The 16,636-nt window shown below is 63.2% G+C and carries 18 protein-coding genes; 11 read left to right on the plus strand and 7 right to left on the minus strand.

Annotated features, from left to right (window positions below; genetic code table 11):
* Positions 1-36: 36 nt before the first annotated feature.
* The 6 genes from KM031_RS18140 to KM031_RS18165 all read right to left on the minus strand — a co-directional run bounded on the left by KM031_RS18140 (position 37) and on the right by KM031_RS18165 (position 6,895).
* Positions 37-1,314, minus strand: coding sequence for a glycosyltransferase (locus KM031_RS18140; protein ID WP_215505110.1), 1,278 nt, complete (start codon positions 1,312-1,314; stop codon positions 37-39).
* Entirely contained in the window at positions 1,304-2,401 is a 1,098-nt protein-coding gene (locus tag KM031_RS18145; protein ID WP_215505109.1) for a glycosyltransferase, read from the minus strand. Before KM031_RS18145 ends, KM031_RS18140 begins: the two co-directional genes overlap by 11 nt.
* Before the next feature lie 44 nt (positions 2,402-2,445).
* Positions 2,446-3,720: a glycosyltransferase family 4 protein gene (locus KM031_RS18150; protein ID WP_215505108.1), complete on the minus strand. Its 1,275-nt coding sequence runs from the start codon at positions 3,718-3,720 to the stop codon at positions 2,446-2,448.
* A 518-nt stretch (positions 3,721-4,238) separates the two neighbouring features.
* Complete coding sequence (locus KM031_RS18155) at positions 4,239-4,859, minus strand: response regulator transcription factor (protein WP_215505107.1); 621 nt, start codon at positions 4,857-4,859, stop codon at positions 4,239-4,241.
* Positions 4,856-6,142 carry a histidine kinase gene (locus tag KM031_RS18160; protein ID WP_215505106.1) on the minus strand — a complete coding sequence of 429 codons (1,287 nt, stop codon included), beginning with the start codon at positions 6,140-6,142 and terminating at the stop codon, positions 4,856-4,858. Before KM031_RS18160 ends, KM031_RS18155 begins: the two co-directional genes overlap by 4 nt.
* Before the next feature lie 153 nt (positions 6,143-6,295).
* Positions 6,296-6,895 carry a rhodanese-like domain-containing protein gene (locus KM031_RS18165; RefSeq protein ID WP_215505105.1) on the minus strand — a complete coding sequence of 200 codons (600 nt, stop codon included), beginning with the start codon at positions 6,893-6,895 and terminating at the stop codon, positions 6,296-6,298.
* A 109-nt stretch (positions 6,896-7,004) separates the two neighbouring features.
* Between KM031_RS18165 and pedF the strand changes: the two genes are divergently transcribed.
* The 11 genes from pedF (at position 7,005) to KM031_RS18220 (ending at position 15,825) form a co-directional block, all read left to right on the plus strand.
* A complete protein-coding gene (gene pedF / locus KM031_RS18170) occupies positions 7,005-7,673 on the plus strand; it encodes a cytochrome c-550 PedF (protein ID WP_215505104.1) in 669 nt (222 codons plus the stop codon).
* Positions 7,674-7,680: 7 nt separating this feature from the next.
* Positions 7,681-8,463, plus strand: a complete 783-nt coding sequence (locus KM031_RS18175; protein ID WP_215505103.1) for a quinoprotein dehydrogenase-associated SoxYZ-like carrier — start codon at positions 7,681-7,683, stop codon at positions 8,461-8,463.
* Positions 8,460-9,428 carry a quinoprotein relay system zinc metallohydrolase 1 gene (locus KM031_RS18180; RefSeq protein ID WP_215505102.1) on the plus strand — a complete coding sequence of 323 codons (969 nt, stop codon included), beginning with the start codon at positions 8,460-8,462 and terminating at the stop codon, positions 9,426-9,428. The genes KM031_RS18175 and KM031_RS18180 overlap by 4 nt, the downstream gene beginning before the upstream one ends.
* Before the next feature lie 72 nt (positions 9,429-9,500).
* Positions 9,501-11,351 (plus strand): PQQ-dependent methanol/ethanol family dehydrogenase, encoded by a 1,851-nt coding sequence (locus KM031_RS18185; RefSeq protein ID WP_215505101.1) that lies wholly within the window; start codon positions 9,501-9,503, stop codon positions 11,349-11,351.
* Positions 11,352-11,424: 73 nt separating this feature from the next.
* Positions 11,425-12,057, plus strand: coding sequence for a pentapeptide repeat-containing protein (locus KM031_RS18190; protein ID WP_246567055.1), 633 nt, complete (start codon positions 11,425-11,427; stop codon positions 12,055-12,057).
* On the plus strand, positions 12,039-12,464 hold the full coding sequence (locus tag KM031_RS18195) for a hypothetical protein (protein WP_215505100.1): 426 nt from the start codon (positions 12,039-12,041) through the stop codon (positions 12,462-12,464). The genes KM031_RS18190 and KM031_RS18195 overlap by 19 nt, the downstream gene beginning before the upstream one ends.
* 141 nt (positions 12,465-12,605) lie before the next feature.
* The gene (locus KM031_RS18200; RefSeq protein WP_215505099.1) at positions 12,606-13,034 is read left to right on the plus strand and encodes a hypothetical protein; all 429 of its coding nucleotides are present in this window, start codon (positions 12,606-12,608) and stop codon (positions 13,032-13,034) included.
* Between the two features lie 84 nt (positions 13,035-13,118).
* Positions 13,119-13,949 carry a helix-turn-helix transcriptional regulator gene (locus KM031_RS18205; RefSeq protein ID WP_215505098.1) on the plus strand — a complete coding sequence of 277 codons (831 nt, stop codon included), beginning with the start codon at positions 13,119-13,121 and terminating at the stop codon, positions 13,947-13,949.
* 40 nt (positions 13,950-13,989) lie between these two features.
* The gene (locus tag KM031_RS18210) at positions 13,990-14,553 is read left to right on the plus strand and encodes a YbhB/YbcL family Raf kinase inhibitor-like protein (protein ID WP_246567054.1); all 564 of its coding nucleotides are present in this window, start codon (positions 13,990-13,992) and stop codon (positions 14,551-14,553) included.
* A gap of 44 nt (positions 14,554-14,597) precedes the next feature.
* Positions 14,598-15,083, plus strand: a complete 486-nt coding sequence (locus KM031_RS18215) for a cupin domain-containing protein (RefSeq protein WP_215505097.1) — start codon at positions 14,598-14,600, stop codon at positions 15,081-15,083.
* A 79-nt stretch (positions 15,084-15,162) separates the two neighbouring features.
* Complete coding sequence (locus tag KM031_RS18220; protein WP_215505096.1) at positions 15,163-15,825, plus strand: gamma carbonic anhydrase family protein; 663 nt, start codon at positions 15,163-15,165, stop codon at positions 15,823-15,825.
* On the opposite strand, the gene KM031_RS18225 is transcribed toward KM031_RS18220, so the two are convergent.
* Entirely contained in the window at positions 15,810-16,601 is a 792-nt protein-coding gene (locus tag KM031_RS18225; protein WP_215505095.1) for a crotonase/enoyl-CoA hydratase family protein, read from the minus strand. The genes KM031_RS18220 and KM031_RS18225 overlap by 16 nt on opposite strands.
* Between the last annotated feature and the right edge of the window lie 35 nt (positions 16,602-16,636).

Genomic DNA, 16,636 nt, shown 5'->3' on the forward strand with positions numbered 1-16,636 from the left:
CATGTGTCAAACTTTCTATGAGGTATGAGCCCAGCGTTAAGCTTGGCTCATTGCTGTGCCAAGGATCTGCCGCCAGGTCTGCGTCAACACCTCGGGACTATAGTGATTTTGCGCCCACATCCTTGCAGCCCGTGCCATCGCATCAAGATCATATGCGCCTTGCCGAAGCAGGCGAAGCTGTTCCGCCAACTCGGCACTGGTTTCCCAAGCCAGAACATCCACACCATGTTGAAGCCCCATGCCGTACAATGCCGTCCGATGCGCAACAACAATTGTTCCGTTCAATGCCCCGACAATTATTTTGGTCTTTACACCGCCCGGCACAACCTCTGGCACCAGCATGGCCCGATAGCTTTGCACGGCTGCATCCAGGTCGTCGACATACCCATCCAAAATCACCGCATCAGAGAACTGCCCCGATTTTCCCGCCGTATGGCCGATAACGTGCAGTGACAGATCTGCCTGTCCGACATTGGCAAGAGCAGGATAAATAAGCTTGTCGAATTGCAGTACACTTTTCAGGTTCGGCCCGTAATCAAGCCCCCCCACAAAAACGAGACCCTCTGAACGTCCGGTCAGAGCGGGCAATTCTGCCGGTCCCGGCACAGCCATTGGCGCATTCCAGACCTTGCACCCAGAGGCCTTCGTCAATGCTGCGGCTTCGGTGGTGCTGACCAGGGTCGTCACATTTGCGAGCCGTGCCACCTCGATTTCGCGCCGTTGGGCCGCCGCCGCCTCGCGCCGCAGCACAGATGGCATCAGCCGCGCGCCGAACTTGAGCACAACCTGTCCGAATCTTGACTGATAGTAGCCCAGAAGATTCGACTGTGCGGTGTACCCCTCGGCAAGGTTTGCATATCTGCGAGACAGCAGATCATCGAGATCGGCCACCCAAGGAAGACCAAGGCGGGCGCCGTACTGGGCCGTGCGCAGCATATCGGTAATCACAACATCGGCCTTGCTGGTGTGCGCCAGATGGATCAGGGCGGCTTCGGCGCGACGGCTGTGGTAAAGCGCTTCGTTCAGCGAGACCGACCCCACGAAAAGCCAGCGAAGCGCACCCGGCAGCCGGTCAAATAGTGACGGATGCGGTAGAGCAACGTAGGTATTCTGATCCGTATCTGGCCCCGCGCCATGGACCTCCGGCTCTCCGAAATAGGCAATCGTCACCTGATGCCCCAGCGCGACAAGGCTTTCGATGATCGTGCGCAAAACCATCTTGCGTCCGCTCATTCTCCCACGTGGATCGCGTGTGCAAACAAGCAGCACCTTGACAGGGCGGTCCTCCAGCCGTGGATCAGTTTCAGCCGTCATGACGCTGCCTTGCTTGGGCGTAGACAGTTTTCAACTCATTGACAAAACCTGCGACATCCGTGTGCTTTCGGCTGGCCAAAGATGCTGCCTTACCCATGCGCGCCCGCAAGTCCGCATCCCCGACCAGCCGCACCAGAGCTGTCGCAAGCGGCTTGGCCTCTCCTTGGTCAACCAGCAGGCCGCAGCTGTCATCCAGCAATGTTTCCACATCACCAACCCTTGTAGAGACAATGGGAAGCCCGGCAGAAAGCGCCTCGATCAAGACAAGAGGAAGCCCCTCATGGCGCGAGGACAGGACAAAGGCATCTGCAATCTGCAACATCTGACCCAGATCGGCAACCGGGCCAGGGAAACGGAGCCGATCCCCCAGGCCCAAGTCTTTTGCCTGCTGTTCCAGTGCCAGACGGTCAGGACCGTCACCGACAATGAAAAGCAATGCCTTGGGCGCGGCCTTTATGACCTCGGCGAAGGCAGAGACAAGGATATCAAAACCCTTTTGCGGCATCAATCGTCCGGCGGCCAGCACGAATACATCCTCGGGAGCGATCCGCGCCGCCTGGCGCAATGCAAGGCGTTGCATGGGTGGCAGCGCTGTCAAAGGCCTTACCCGGTTGGCAACCGTGATCAGCAAGGTCTTCCCGGTGCGGGTTTTTTGAATTTCTGCAATTCTGGGTCCGCAGGCGATGACAACCTCTGTCAGGTGACGCAGAACCATGCGCTCAAGCCAGCTTCTTGTCAGGTCGCTGACCCTGGCGGAGTCTGACCGTTCGTTGTGCAGGGTCGTGACATGCGGCACCCCCAAGGTACGGGCCATCAGCGACCCGATCAGAGTGGCATACAGCAGATGAGTGTGAATAAGGTCCGGTGCCCAATCCGCCAATTCCCGCCGCATCCTAACCAACGCTGCGACATCCTTGAGCTGGACCCCACCCTTCGAGACGACTTCGACACCATAGCCCGCAAGACTGCGCGCGAAATCCGTCTCCGGCCCAAGATTGACGATCCGCAGAGCATGCGTTCTGGTCATCTCTGCGACCTGAACCTCCAGAAGTTTCTGCGCACCACCCATGCCAAGGTTGTCGATCATGATGAGAAGCCGGGGCACATCATGGGCGTTTCGGTTCATGGCGGTCAGACCATGTTTCTTCTGGCCGGTAGCGTCTTGCGAATGTGATCCAGCAGCACCTTGGCGTTTTTCTTCTGATCAAACTCGGCCTCAACCAGGGCGCGGCCCGCATCGGCCCATTGCGCCGCGCGAGGCAAGTCTGCGGCCATGCGGGTCAGTGCTGCAGCAAGGCCAGCCTCGTCCTCCATTTCAAACAGCAATCCGGTGACTTCGTGCAGCACAATTTCGGGGATACCGGTCAGACGGGTAGCCACCACCGGCAGGCGCGCGGCAAAAGCTTCGACAATCACGGTCGGCAATCCCTCTGTCTGATTGCGCGCCCCGATGCGGCTGGGCACCACCAGCAACGATGAGCGCAGCATCGCCGACCGCACCGCCTCGTTGGATTGTGCGCCCCGGAAGACAATGCTGCCAGACAGTTCGTTTTTCTGTGCCATCGCTTCAAGGCGCGCACGTTCAGGCCCATCACCAACAATCTCAAGGTGCCAGTGCGGCTGCCGCGCCTTGGCAAACGCGCCGATCAGCAGATCGACGCCCTTTCGGGCTTCAAGAGACCCGACATACAGGATCCGGAAACCATCAATCTTTTCCAAAGGAACCCGGGGCGCGTCATCGCTCAGATATGTGCCGACATGGATCACTTCGGGGGGCCGGGTGGCGAGGTCAGGCACATGATCCAAAATAAACCGGCGATTGTAATGGCTGATCGTGCGCACCAGATCCGCCTCGGGCAGTTTCGTCGCCAACAGGGCCTGCGTTTCGAACAGATCATGGGCGTGGCTGCTGGTGCTAAACGGAATGCGGGTCATACGCTTCACAATCCAGGCTGTCGTGGCCGGATGACCGGCATAGGCGGCATGAACATGATCAGCCTGCCATCGCGTCAGCTCTCGCGCAATCCGCAGGGATTTTGGCAGAATGAACAAGGATTTCAGCAATGTGACGGGATCACGCACACTGCCGCGCAGAATATCGAGGACGATGCGCCCCAGCGCACCCGGCGACCGCCACAGGAAATGTGCAACGGCACCAAGCACATCACGCGACGCCAGATAAGCATAGTCTCTTGCCCAAGCCCGGGTCGGCTTGGCAAAGTCGTGCAGAAGATCGTGCTTGTTGAAATGCGTCAGTGAGAAAATCAGCAATTCACACCCATTATGACTAAACTCCATCACGTCGCGCATGATGAATGTCTCCGTCGTTTTGGGATATTCGGTAACGATGAATGCAATTCGAAGAGGTCGGATTTCAGACTGTGCGGAAAATTCCTCAGGTGTCATTGCATCCCGTCAATCGCTGGATCAGCTTTAGGTTGCCTACCTAATTATCCTGATTAATAGCAGCTTGGTCTCCAAATGGCAACATACACGTGCCCCTTCCGTTCATTCGGATGCCCCGCCATCTGGAGCGTTCCTGTCATTTCCGAATGTGCTGGGCACTAACTTTAGCGAAAGATCTCGCCCTTTATATCAAGGGCCTTATCCTTGGAAATCGCAGGGTGATGATGGGTAGGGCAGCGCCATTCTTCGCCAGCTTGCGCCCCTGCCCGCTTGGAGTGGAGACCAACACGCCGTCGCACTTTCAGGCACGCATGGTTGACAATCGGGGGCCGGTGCGGCCGAACATTTCTCTTGGTCGGGCGATGCCCGGCGCGACCGAAGCCGATCTGCTCGGGGCCTTGGAGATCGCAGTCGGCATGGGCGGTGAAGCAGCGATCATCTATCCTGGCAAGGCGCTGGTTGCCTTCGATCTCTCTGATCTGCGAAAGCCTCCTTGCATCCTCAGCCCCCGTTTCGGCTCAGCCCAGCTCTTCGCGCAGGCCGACGCGGATCAGATCGGCCAGCGTCTGCACCGACAGTTTGCGCTTGAGCAGCGCGCTGAGGTTGGCCGCTGTCTTGTAGCTGACCGACAGACCTTCGGCCACGGCACGCAGATCGCCGCCTTGCGCGAGGATTTGCAGCATCTGCCGTTCCCGCGCATTCAGCACCGGGGCGGGTTTGGGGGCGGGGGCTGCATTCAACAGCGCCACCCGCCGCGCCATCGCATCGTCCAGATAGATGTCATCGGCCAGCACCGCGCGGATCGCCTTGCGGAATTCCGCCGGCAGCGCCTCTTTCGACAGAAAGCCCTGCGCGCCGCGCTGCAAGGCATGGGCGGCAAAGACCGGCTTGTCATTCATCGAAAAGATCAGGATGCGCGCGCTTGGACTGGCCACCTTCAGCGGCGCGACCAGATCCAGCCCCCAGACCTCGCGCAGCGCCAGATCCAGCAGGATCAGGCCGGGCTGATGCGCCGTGGCCAGCGCCAGCCCCTCGGGGCCGTCAGAGGCGGCCAGCACGGTCTGGAACTGCTCGGCCAGCATCTGCTGACAGCCGACATGGATCGCGGGGTGATCGTCGATGACAAGGGCGGTGCTCATGCGGCCACCGGCAGCAACAGCCCCAGTTCCACCCCGCCGCCGGGCCGGTCGGTCACGCCGAACTGGCCGCCGATCGCCTCGGCCCGTTCACCCATGCCCATCAGACCGCTGCCCTTGCGCCAGCCCTGTGCGAGCCCGCGCCCGTCATCGCGCAGCACCAGACGGATCGCCTCCTTCTGATCATGCAGGGCGCGCTGCAGGCAGATCTGCACATGCCCTGCCCCGCCATGGCGCAGCGCATTGGTGACGCCCTCCTGAATGGCGCGATAGATGGTCAGGGCGATGGACTCGCCGCCCTGCGGCAGATCGGGCGCGACCGACAGGTCGATCTGCACATTGCGGTGCAGATCCACCAGATCGCCCACCAGATCGCGCACCACATCGGGCAGCGCCATCCGGTCAAGGGTGACAGGCCGCACCGCGGCCATCACTCGGCGGTTGATGCTGCGGATGCTGTCGACATGCGACAGGATCGTATCCAGATGCGGTTTCTGCTCTGGCAGGTCCGCGCGGGCGATGGCATCGGCGGCCACGGTCAGGCCGAACAACCGCGGCCCGAGTTCGTCATGCAGATCGCGCGCAATCTGGCGGCGTTCGGAATCGCGGGCATCCAGCAACCGGCGGGCAATCTGACGGCGCGATTGCTGTTCCATCGCCAGAGTTTCGGCCAGCGCATCAATGCGCCGGGCCATCGGGGCCAGCTCTGCCGTGCCGACCCCGCCCGCCCGCGCCGACAGATCGCCCGCCTCAAGGGCACCCAGCACGCTGTTCAACCGCTGCAAGGGCCGCAGCGCCTGCCCGACGATCAGCGCCAGCAGCGCCATCTGCACCAGCGCGGCAAGCCCCCAGACCACGCAGAGCGCCGTCATATCCTCCCAGACCTCGGCGGCCTCGTCATGGGGTTCGGCCAGAACAAGGATACGCCCCGCCGCACCCTGTGGCGGAATGATCTCGACCGGAGCAATTTCGGGCGCGACCCAGCGCAGGAACCAGTCCGGCGCGGCATCGGTGTCGATGGTGGCTGGGGCCGCATCCGGGGCCGGGCCATCGGGCAGCAGGATGCGCACATGGCGCGGCTGGGCCAGCCCCGCAAGCCCGGTCTGCGCCCCGGCGGCGAGGCTCGACTGGATCAGCGCCACAGCACTGTCGCGCGCAGCCAGAACCTCGGTCCGCACGGCGAATTTCGCGTTGAGCAACAGCACCGCCCCGGCGGCGATGAACACAAGCGCATTCACCACGCCGACCCACAGCAGGATTCGCCCCTTCAAGGTGACTGTGCTCATGCGCGCCTCCCGGATCTTGGCCAGAACCCTCCCGGCTGAAGGACATAGCTACCATGACGGCGGCGCGGACCGGATAAGACTTTGGTTGCATCCGGTCCGCCGCGGGCGGGGCCGGGCCATGCCAAATCTTCCCGGCCCGGTTTTATGCGTGTTTCAGGGGGTGGAGGGGCGTGGCGGATCGGGCGGCATTGGATAAGGCGTTACGGATTTTAACGGGAATCCTTCCGAATTCCATTCATCCACACCGCCAGAAAACCAAAAGACCTGATCATGGCCATATTCGGCAATACGGCGGCTGGCATTCCAGCTGAGCCAGCAATCCAATTGGCAAAACACTACAAGGGCGCGGGTTTTATCGCCTGCGGTGACCTGGGCCAGCGACTGGCGCAAATAAGTCTCTTGCGCCGGGGTCAACTGGCCCCAGCCGACGATGGGCAGCCAGACCGCGCCGGGCAGGCTGGCATGGCTGTCAGGCGTGATCCATGCGCCATTTTTATCTATTTCATAATGCTTTAGCGGGAATACATCCAGCAGGATCGCGCCGGCCTGCGCCAGATCGCGCACCGCCTTTGCCCCGACCTGTTGCACCCCCGCAGGCGGGGCTAGAACCACCGCCCGATACTGCGCCACCCGATAGCCGGTGGCCGGATCAAACAGCGGCGCATCGCTGCCAGAGGCCATTGCGGGAATAAACAGCAATAATAGCCGGGAAAGTTTGGCACCTATTTCGGGAATTAATCTTGAGCCTGTCACCGTGATATCCCTTCTACGACTTTTGGCGAATTTGGATTGCCCGACATTTTTGCCAATTCTGACCTCGAACCGTCAATTCGACCAAGATCGCCTCAAGGAACTATTCGCCATGATCCGCCTCTCCATCACCTGTGCCACCCTGTTGATCTGTTCGGCGCAACTGGCGTTTGCGCATGGCGATACGGTGCCACAAGCGGTGGATACGTCAGGCCTGCCCGATCTGGGCGAGGCGATGGCCAGCGAGAACCCCTGGCGGACCGCAGAGGGAGATCTTCTGTTCTCGGCAGTCAAGATCGGTGCGAAAGGCTTCAACAGCAATTGCGCGCGCTGTCACGGGCTGGAGGCGATTGCAGGCGGGCTCGCCCCGGATCTGCGCTACCTTGAAGCCAGCGAATGGGGCGATGAATGGTATCTGTCGCGGGTGCTGACGGGATACGAGCAGAATGGCGCGGTCAAGATGCCGCCCTTTGCCGATATCCTCAGCCCCGAGGCGATCTGGGCGATCCGCACCTATATCGAAACCCGGCCTGATCAGGAGGAGATGACAGCCCGCCAGCCGGAGCTGAGCGCCGCCCATGCGAAGGTCGAGGCGCTGGCCGCAGGTGGGGATGCAACAGCCATCGCCGCCGAGCTGGACGCGCTGGGTGACAGTTTTGCGGTCCTGTCGGGCGCGGCGCGGTCGGTGACGGCGCTGCATCAGGCGGCACATATCCTGCGGGCCGATCCGGCCCGGGCCCCGGCAGCGGCAGAGCTGATTGCCGCCACCTTGCGGAACTGAGGCCGGGATGGGCGCGCTTCTGACAGACCGACTGCCCGGCGGCGCGCAACCCGTGTTGCAGGCCCGCACGGGCCGGGCCGCAGTGGGCGGCGACGCCTTCGACAGCGGCATGTGGCCGCTGCACCGCGAGGCGCATCTTGGCCCCGGCGCGCCGTGGCGGCAGGATCCGGCGGTGATGGTGCTGGCGCCGCTGTCGGCCGAAGATTCGGCGCATGTGCCCTTTGTGATCGACGCGACGGCACTGGCAGGCCCGGTGGGCCGGATCGTGGTGACGATTGATTACAGCCCGTTTTCCAAGGCCCTGACCTTCCACCCCGGCCGGGCGCTGCCCTTTCTGGGCTTCGGCGTGAAATATGAAACCGCCGGGGCGCTGCGGGCGTCGGTGCAGGCTGGGCCAGACCAGATCTGGCACGTCGGGGCGGCCTATGTTTCGGCGCTGGGGGGCGGGTGCAGCGCGCCAGCGGTGTCGCATGCCCGGCCCGACTGGCAACGCGGTTTCGGCGAAATGCGCGCCCGGCTCTGGCCCGACAGCGGGCGGTTGCGGCTGTGCATCCGGCATCCGCAGGATACCGGCCTCGCCGATGGCATCCCCGCCCATCACCTGACCAGCCTTGCGCTGCACGACGCGCAGGGGGCCGAGATTGCCCGGCTCGATCTGCATGAGCCCGTCGAAGAGAACCCGTCTTTCACCTTTCTGCTGCCTCCGCATCTCGCGGCGGAGCCGGTCACGCTGCATGCGCAGGATACGATGGGCAACCGTCTGTCCGGGCGGGTGGAGCCTTCGACATGACCGGCTTTCGCTCCCTTACCCGCCGATCGCTGGTGGCCGGGGCAGCAGCGGCAACGGCACTTGCCCTCCCTCGTGCCGTCGCTCAAGCGCAGCCCCGTGGTTATGACCTTCTGCCTCAGGAGGTGGCCGCGGGGCTGTGGATGATTACCGGCGCGCCCGAAAGCTTTGCCCGCAGCAATGGCGGGGCGATTGTCAATATCGTGCTGCTGGCCAGTGCCGAAGGTGCCATCATCATCGACACCGGATCGACCGCCCGCATGGGGGCCGAAATCCGCGCCTTTGCCGACCAGCGGCTGGGCGGGGTGGCGCGTGTAATCAACACCCATCACCATCCCGACCACTGGTTCGGCAATATCGCCTTTGCAGACCGCCCGATCCTCGCCCTGCCCGCGACTGGCGATCTGTGCCGCAGATCCGCGCCCGACTATGCCGCCTCGCTCTATGCACTGCTCGGGCCGTGGATGGCGGGCACCACGCCCACCCCGCCCGGCCAGCGGATCGAGAGCGACGAGTTGGTGATCGGCGGGCGCACGCTGCGGCTGCTGGCCCTGTCGGGGCACAGTGCTGCCGATCTGGTGGTGCAGGATGTTCAGACCGGCGTGCTGATTGCGGGGGATCTGCTGTTTCTGGACCGCGCGCCCAGCTTTCCCGATGCCGATGTGGCGCGCTGGCTGCGCGCGCTGGACCGGCTGGCGGGTCTGGAAACCTCAGGGGTGGTGCCCGGCCATGGCCCGTTTCACCGCTCAGGGGCCGCGCTGGCGCAGACCCGGCAGTATCTGGAACTGACCCGTGACCGGCTCGATCAGGCCGCAGCTCTGGGCCTGAGCCCGGTCGAGGCGATGGCCGCAGGCCCGGCCCCGGCCTTTCGCGCCCTTGGCGCCAATCCCGAAGAATACATCCGCACCGTCGCGCAGCGATGGGCGGATCACGAGCGCACGGCCCTGCCCGTCATCGGCGGGCTGTGATCCGGCCCCGCAAGACCAAACCGCAAGAAGTGGGCTCCAGCCCGACAGATTCACGCCAAGGAGGAGACAGACATGACCCTAATTCGCAGCCTCACCGCCGCCAGTGTGCTTGCACTGGCCTGCATGGGCAGCGCAGGCCCCGCGCTTGCCGCCGATGTGACCTGGGATGACATCCTGAACGATCATCAGACCACGGATGACGTGCTGATGTATGGCATGGGCAACAATGCCCAACGCTATTCGACGCTGAACCAGATCAATGCCGAAACGGTGAAACATCTGCGCCCGGCATGGGCCTTTTCGTTCGGCGATGAAAAGCAGCGCGGCCAGGAGGCACAGGCCATCGTGCATGACGGGGTGATCTATATCACCGGATCCTACAGCCGGATCTGGGCGCTGGATGCCAAGACCGGCAAGCGGCTGTGGAAATTCGAGGCGCGGCTGGCCGAAGACATCCGGCCCTGCTGCGATGTGGTGAACCGTGGTGCTGCGATCTATGGCGACAAGGTGTTTTTCGGCGCGCTCGATGCCTCGATCTATGCGTTGGACAAGAACACCGGCAAGGTGGTCTGGCGCGAGAAATTCGGCGATCACAAGGTCGGTTATACGATGACCGGCGCGCCGACCATCGTGAAGGACAAGGAGACGGACCGGGTCATGTTGATCCACGGCTCGTCCGGCGATGAATTCGGTGTGGTGGGCAAACTGTACGCCCGCGATCCCGATACTGGCGCGGAAATCTGGATGCGCCCCTTCGTCGAAGGCCATATGGGGGCCAAGGACGGCAAGGACAGCACGGTCACCGGCGATCCGGCGGCCCCCAGCTGGCCCAACAATGCCGATGGCAGCAAGGTCGAGGCCTGGAGCCATGGCGGCGGTGCCCCCTGGCAATCGGCCAGCTTCGATGTGGAAACCAACACCATCATCGTCGGGGCCGGCAATCCTGCGCCGTGGAACACCTGGGCGCGCACGCCGGGCGACAGCCTCTATACCTCGGGTCAGGCCTATGTCGATCCGTCGAATGGCGAGTTGATCGGCTTTTACCAGCACACCCCGAATGATGCCTGGGACTTTTCGGGCAACAATGAAATCGTGCTGTTCGACTTCACCGACAAGGATGGCAAACAGCACCGCGCCGGCGCCCATGCCGACCGCAACGGGTTCTTCTATGTGACCGATGTTGATGCGCTGTCAAAGCGCGGCGGCGAGATCAACCGCCCGACGGCGCTGCTGAATGCCTTCCCCTTTGTCGATGGTATCACCTGGGCCAAGGGCATTGATCTGGAAACCGGTCGCCCGATCGAAAACGAAGGCCAGCGCCCGCCGCTGCCGAAAGAGGGTGAAACCAAGGGTGAAACCATTCAGGTGACGCCGCCCTTCCTCGGTGGCAAGAACTGGAACCCGATGGCCTATAGCCAGAAAACCGGCCTGTTCTATGTGCCCGCCAACAACTGGACCGAAGATTACTGGACCGAGAATGTCACCTATCAGGCCGGGGCCGCCTATCTGGGCCAAGGCTTCCGCATCAAGCGGCTGTTCGATGACCATATCGGCACGCTGCGCGCCTATGATCCGGCCACCGGCGAAAAGAAATGGGAACATAAAGAAGAGTTCCCGCTCTGGGCCGGGGTTCTGGCGACGGCGGGCGATGTGGTGTTCACCGGCACCTCGGATGGTTTCGTGAAGGCCTTCCATTCCGAAACCGGCGAGGTTCTGTGGGAGTTCCAGACTGGCTCCGGCATCATCTCGCAGCCGGTGACATGGGAACTGGATGGCAAGCAATATCTGGGCATTGCCTCGGGCTATGGCGGCGCGGTGCCGCTCTGGGGCGGGGATATGGCGACGCTGACCACACAGGTCAGCCAGGGGGGATCGTTCTGGGTGTTCGAGATCCCGGACGAGCTGCTCGCCTCGGCGCAGTAATCCCTTCGGTCGGGCGGGGCCCCCAGCCCCGCCCGATCCCCCCCCCTTTTTCCGTGTTCTGAAAGGATTTCCCATGCCACAGCCGCTTTTGCCGCTGGCCCTTGCGCTGATGGTCGGCACCGGGCTGGCCACCGCCGCCCTGGCGGATGTTCCGGGCCAGCAAGCCGATTATCCCGTCATCGTTGACTCCGATCCGCCGCGCGAGGGGCCGCTGGTGCTGAATGGCTGCACGCTTGCCCCCGGTGCAGTCTGCCCCGGCGTCGATCTGCGCCATGCCGATCTGCGCGGGATCAAGCTCAACGGGGCCGATCTGCGCGGCGCGATCCTGACCCGCGCCAATTTCTTCGGCGCCGAGTTGCGCGGAACCGATCTGTCCGGCGCGGATCTGCGGGGGGCCGATCTGTCGATGACCCAGGCGCAGGGCATCAAGCTGCGCAAGGCCCGGATGACCGGGGCCAATCTGGATTACGCCCGCCTGTCGGGCGCTGATCTTTCGGGCGCCGATCTGACCGCCGCCACGCTGGAGGCGGTGATGGCCCCGAAGGCGCGGTTTGTGGGGGCAACGCTGGTCAGCGCCAATATGATGGAGGCGAAATTCTACAATGCCGATTTTGCCGAGGCGCATCTGGAGGGCAATCACGCGCCCTATGCGATCTGGGAAGGCGTGCATATGGAGAATTGCACCGGATGCCCCGTCGACTGGTGAGTGCGGCCCTGCTGGCCTGCGTGCCGGGCATGGCCCCGGCGTCGGATCTGGCCCCGGACCTGGCAGGCGGGCTGCGGGCCTGCCGCACCCTGACCGCGGCGGCAGCGCGGCTTGCCTGTTATGACGCGCTGCCCGCCGGGGCCGCCACGCTGACCTTTTCGGGCCATGGCAGCCACATCACCCCCGGTTTTCAGATCGACCAGCCGCAACGGTTGCGGTTTGAAAACACCGATGCGGTGATGGTGATCTATCTGCTGGATGCCGCCGGGGCGGTGGTACAGAACCTGCATCAGGGTGGCGTCGGCACTGGCGCATTCCTGATCGACGAACCCGGACAGTATCGCGTGCAGATCAATGCCACCGGCGGCTGGCGGATCTGGCTGGAAACACCCGAGCCGCCCGGCTGACCCGGGCCAAGGCAGGGGCCGCGCGACAGTCACGATGCGGTGAGGGGCGCAAGCCCGGCAGATGCTTTCCCACTCGGGCTGCTTTAGGGTCGCATCCAGGCGGGGGTTTCCGCTTTGCGTCTTGAACAGATGGGGTGAGATGTGATCGCGCGTGCAGCTATTTTGGCCTTTCTGGTGCTGACCGGTCCGGGGGCTGCGGAAACCGTCACCATTCGCAATGATGGCGGCGGCAATGTCACCGCCTACATCGAACGGCGGGCACAGCTGGCACGGGTGGACTCCGTCAGGATTGCGGGCAAGTGCCTGTCATCCTGCACAATCTTCACCACCCTTCCCAATGCCTGTGTCATGCCGCGCGCCGTGATCGGCTTTCACGGCACATTGCCGCGCGTGCCGTTCATCCAGATGCAGCTGGATATGAGGCTGGGCGATTTCTATCGGGGCGAGGTGCGCAGGCGCTATGCTGCGGAATGGCGGCACCTGCGCGGCGGCAATGAGATGCACGTCATCAGCGGCCGGGAACTGGCCCGGCTCGATCCCGAAGTGCGGCTGTGTCGCAAGCGGCAATAACCTGAGGGGCTTGGGTGCCCCTTGCCGCCGCCCGCATTCGGCTGCGCACTTCAGCGCGTTGGGCATCCGTGCTACGCTCGCGGCATGGCCAGCTCGTCCACCTTTCATATCCGCCAGTCAAGCACGGCACTTTTCCGTGCCCTCGTCTCGCAATACCCGGCGGTGATCCTTGTGCGCGCGGGCACGAAACGGGTGCAGCAAGGCACACGGCAGGTCACGATCACCCCGGCCTCGATCGGGGTGCTGCCCGCGCATGTGCCGCTGACGATTGAAAACCAGCCGTCTTTGACCGGGCCCTATGCCGCCAGCCTGCTGATCCCGGCAGAGAGTGTTCTGGACAGCTTGCGGAAAGAGGCCCTGCCCGACGGCGACCCCTGCAAGACGACCCGCCATGACCGCGCCCTCGCTGCGTTCGAAAGGGCGCTGACGGTGCTGGAGGATCCGTTGACGCCAGACCGGCTGCGCAACCATGCGGTGCGCGAGGTCTTGCTGTGGCTTGGAGAAGAGGGCATCGGCTTTGGTCCGGTGCGGCCGGTGTCGCTGACCAACAGACTGCGATCTGCCCTGTCGCAAGACCCGGATACGCCCTGGCGTTCCGCGGACGCCGCCCGGGCCTTGGCGGTCAGCGAAGCTACGCTGCGCCGGCGGCTTGCGGCAGATGGCACGAGTTTTGGCGATCTGCTGGTTGATGTGCGGATGACCCATGCTCTGGGCCTGCTGCAAACCTCGGATCTTGCGATAAATCGCATTGCGCTTGAGGTGGGTTATGCCTCTGCCTCGCGCTTTGCCGTGCGCTTCAAGGCGCGGTTCGGGGTCAGCCCTTCGGCCATCCGCAGCCCAACCCAGCCTGCCCGCACGGGGATTGAGCGGATCGGCACAGTCAAAGACCCGAGCGGCACCGCAGAGCAGGGGTGATCAGCCTAGGATCAGGGGGTATTCGCAACAGGAGACCCCGATGACGAAGATGCCCCGCCGTCCCGCCGTGATTGCCCTGACCCTGCTGGCACACGCATACGCCCCGCCTGCCCGTGCCGACATGACCCTGATGTCTGCCGATATTGCCGACGGGCAGATCGTGACGACCGATCAGGTTCTGGACGGGTTTGGCTGTGCGGGCAGCAATATGGCCCCCTCCCTGTCCTGGGATGGCGCGCCCGAAGGCACACAAAGCTTTGTCGTGACCGCCTATGACCCCGACGCGCCGACAGGCTCGGGCTGGTGGCACTGGTCGGTGTTCAACATCCCGGCAGAGATCACCAGCCTGCCCGAAGGCAGTGGCAGCCCTGAACATCCGCTGCCCTCTGGTGCCATCGCCGCGCGGAACGACTTTTCGCGAAACGATTTTGGCGGCTTCTGCCCGCCCGTCGGCGATGAACCGCATCACTATGTCTTTACGGTCTATGCCATGCCGCAAGCGGCCCTGCCGCTGGATGAAACCGCCTCGGGCGCGATGGTCGGCTATTATACCAACAGCGGCAGCCTCGCCCGCGCCTCGATCACGGCGGTCTTCGGGCGCTGAGGCGGCTGGAGAACATCAAGCCACGGATACAAAAGGACAGATCCATGCACCCGTCTGACCACCTGCTCACTGCCGACCAGATCGAGAATATGGAGGGCCTACACAAGACCCATTTCCTCAATCCCAATGCGGTGCGCATCAACAAATCCCTCGGGGATCGCACCGGCCTGACCGGCCTCGGCTTTCACATCATCGAAGTTGACCCCGGGCATGAGACGACAGAGCATCATGTGCATTACCACGAGGATGAATGCGTTTATGTTCTGGAAGGCCATGCCACTGCGTATATCGGGGACGCCGCGTTTGCGGTCGGTCCGGGTGATTTTCTGGGCTATCCGAAAGGCGGGCTGGCCCATTCGATCTGCAATACCGGCTCTGTGCGCTTGCGCTGCATTGTGGTTGGTCAGCGGCTCGCGCAGGATGTTGCCGACTATCCGCGCCTGAACAAACGCATCTATCGCAATGCGGGACTTCCTTGGAACCTGGTGGATCATGCCGCCATTGCAGAACCCAAGGCCGGTGCGAAATAGCGGTGTTATGCCCTGTGTCTCGTGTCGGGGTGTCCCTGCGAGAGGCAGGATCAACGGTCCACAAGACAAGAGGTGATCCATGATTTTGAGTGATGCCCATCGCAGCCCCCGCATAGATCCAACCGCACGGATCGCCCCGAACGCGGTCATCAGTGGTGACGTTGAGATCGGGCCAAACACCTCGGTCGGGTTTGGCGCGGTGATAGTCGCCGAAAGCGGGCCGGTGCGGATCGCCGGCAACTGCGTGATCATGGAAAACGCCGTGCTGCGCGGCATCCGGGGCTTTGCGCTCGACATCGCCGAATATTCGCTGATCGGCCCGCGCGCCGTCCTGAACGGCTGCCGGGTGGGGCGGGAATGTTTCATCGCCACGGGTGCCACGGTGTTCAACGGTGCCGTGATCGGCGACAGGTCAGAGATCCGCATCAATGCGGTGGTGCATCTGCGCAGTTGTCTTGCGCCGGGGACCATGGTGCCGATCGGCTGGGTGGCCGTCGGAGATCCGGCCAGAATCCTGCCGCCCGACCAGCGCGAGGAAATCTGGGACATTCAAAAAGACCTCGACTTTCCGGGGCAGGTTTTCGGTGTCTCACGAGCTGCGGCAGGAGAGACGTTCATGCCGCAGGTCGTGCCGAAATATGTCGAGTTTTTGCGGCGCCGACATGCGCTGGATGCAAACGGCGGCGACGGCCTGGTGCGAGATTGCCCCGCACCAGGGGAGCAACCTCAAGAGCCGGAATAGACCGGCGTGCGGCGGGCGATCCAGGCATCCAGCCCCTCGCGCGTGTCCTGCGTCACCGCCATGCGCGCGAATTGCTCGCTTTCAATGGTCAATCCCTCTGCGATGGTTGTGTTCAGGCCGCGGGTGACGGCAGAGATGATCCGATGCGCGGCAAGCGGGGAATGGCGGATGATCCGCCGGGCCAGCGCAAAGGACTGCGGCAACAGATCCTGATGCGGCACCACCTGATTGACCAGACCCAGCTCATAGGCCCGCTCCGGGCCAAAGCTGTCGCCGGTCAACAAAAGCTCCAGCGCGCGTTTGCGACCGGCCAGACGCGGCAGCCGCTGGGTGCCGCCAAAGGTCGGTGGAATGCCGATGTTGATTTCAGGCTTGGCGAAAAGGGCGCAGTCCGAGGCAATGGCCAGATGAACAGCTTCGGTGATCTCGCAGCCACCGCCAAAGGCGATGCCATTCACGGCGGCAATGATCGGTTTGCCGAAGGCCTCCATCCGGGCCGTCATCGTCTGCCCCCGCCGGACGAACGCCTTCACCGCGACCTCGGCCCCCCGTTTGATGCTTTCGGAGAACTCGGGGATATCCCCTCCCGCCGAAAAGGCGCGCTCGCCTGCCCCGGTCAGGATCACCACCCGGATCGCGGGATCTTCTTCGATCAGATCCAGAAGCGACAGCAACCGATCCACCATCCGGTAGTTCAGCGCATTGAGCTTTTCCGGCCGGTTGAGCGTCAGCACCGCAATATCGCCCTCCACCTTCATCAAGACAGTTTCAGTCATCGGTTCCACCTTTCCTGTTGGCATTGACTGAAGGC

Source organism: Gemmobacter fulvus, assembly GCF_018798885.1.
Classification (GTDB): domain Bacteria; phylum Pseudomonadota; class Alphaproteobacteria; order Rhodobacterales; family Rhodobacteraceae; genus Gemmobacter; species Gemmobacter fulvus.

Coding starts and splice junctions, on each gene's coding strand:
- KM031_RS18140 (WP_215505110.1), bottom strand. CDS start 1,314: ATGACGGCTGAAACTGATCCACGGCTGGAGGACCGCCCTGTCAAGGTG.
- KM031_RS18145 (WP_215505109.1), bottom strand. CDS start 2,401: ATGATCGACAACCTTGGCATGGGTGGTGCGCAGAAACTTCTGGAGGTT.
- KM031_RS18150 (WP_215505108.1), bottom strand. CDS start 3,720: ATGACACCTGAGGAATTTTCCGCACAGTCTGAAATCCGACCTCTTCGA.
- KM031_RS18155 (WP_215505107.1), bottom strand. CDS start 4,859: ATGAGCACCGCCCTTGTCATCGACGATCACCCCGCGATCCATGTCGGC.
- KM031_RS18160 (WP_215505106.1), bottom strand. CDS start 6,142: ATGAGCACAGTCACCTTGAAGGGGCGAATCCTGCTGTGGGTCGGCGTG.
- pedF (WP_215505104.1), top strand. CDS start 7,005: ATGATCCGCCTCTCCATCACCTGTGCCACCCTGTTGATCTGTTCGGCG.
- KM031_RS18175 (WP_215505103.1), top strand. CDS start 7,681: ATGGGCGCGCTTCTGACAGACCGACTGCCCGGCGGCGCGCAACCCGTG.
- KM031_RS18180 (WP_215505102.1), top strand. CDS start 8,460: ATGACCGGCTTTCGCTCCCTTACCCGCCGATCGCTGGTGGCCGGGGCA.
- KM031_RS18185 (WP_215505101.1), top strand. CDS start 9,501: ATGACCCTAATTCGCAGCCTCACCGCCGCCAGTGTGCTTGCACTGGCC.
- KM031_RS18190 (WP_246567055.1), top strand. CDS start 11,425: ATGCCACAGCCGCTTTTGCCGCTGGCCCTTGCGCTGATGGTCGGCACC.
- KM031_RS18195 (WP_215505100.1), top strand. CDS start 12,039: ATGCCCCGTCGACTGGTGAGTGCGGCCCTGCTGGCCTGCGTGCCGGGC.
- KM031_RS18205 (WP_215505098.1), top strand. CDS start 13,119: ATGGCCAGCTCGTCCACCTTTCATATCCGCCAGTCAAGCACGGCACTT.
- KM031_RS18210 (WP_246567054.1), top strand. CDS start 13,990: ATGACGAAGATGCCCCGCCGTCCCGCCGTGATTGCCCTGACCCTGCTG.
- KM031_RS18215 (WP_215505097.1), top strand. CDS start 14,598: ATGCACCCGTCTGACCACCTGCTCACTGCCGACCAGATCGAGAATATG.
- KM031_RS18220 (WP_215505096.1), top strand. CDS start 15,163: ATGATTTTGAGTGATGCCCATCGCAGCCCCCGCATAGATCCAACCGCA.
- KM031_RS18225 (WP_215505095.1), bottom strand. CDS start 16,601: ATGACTGAAACTGTCTTGATGAAGGTGGAGGGCGATATTGCGGTGCTG.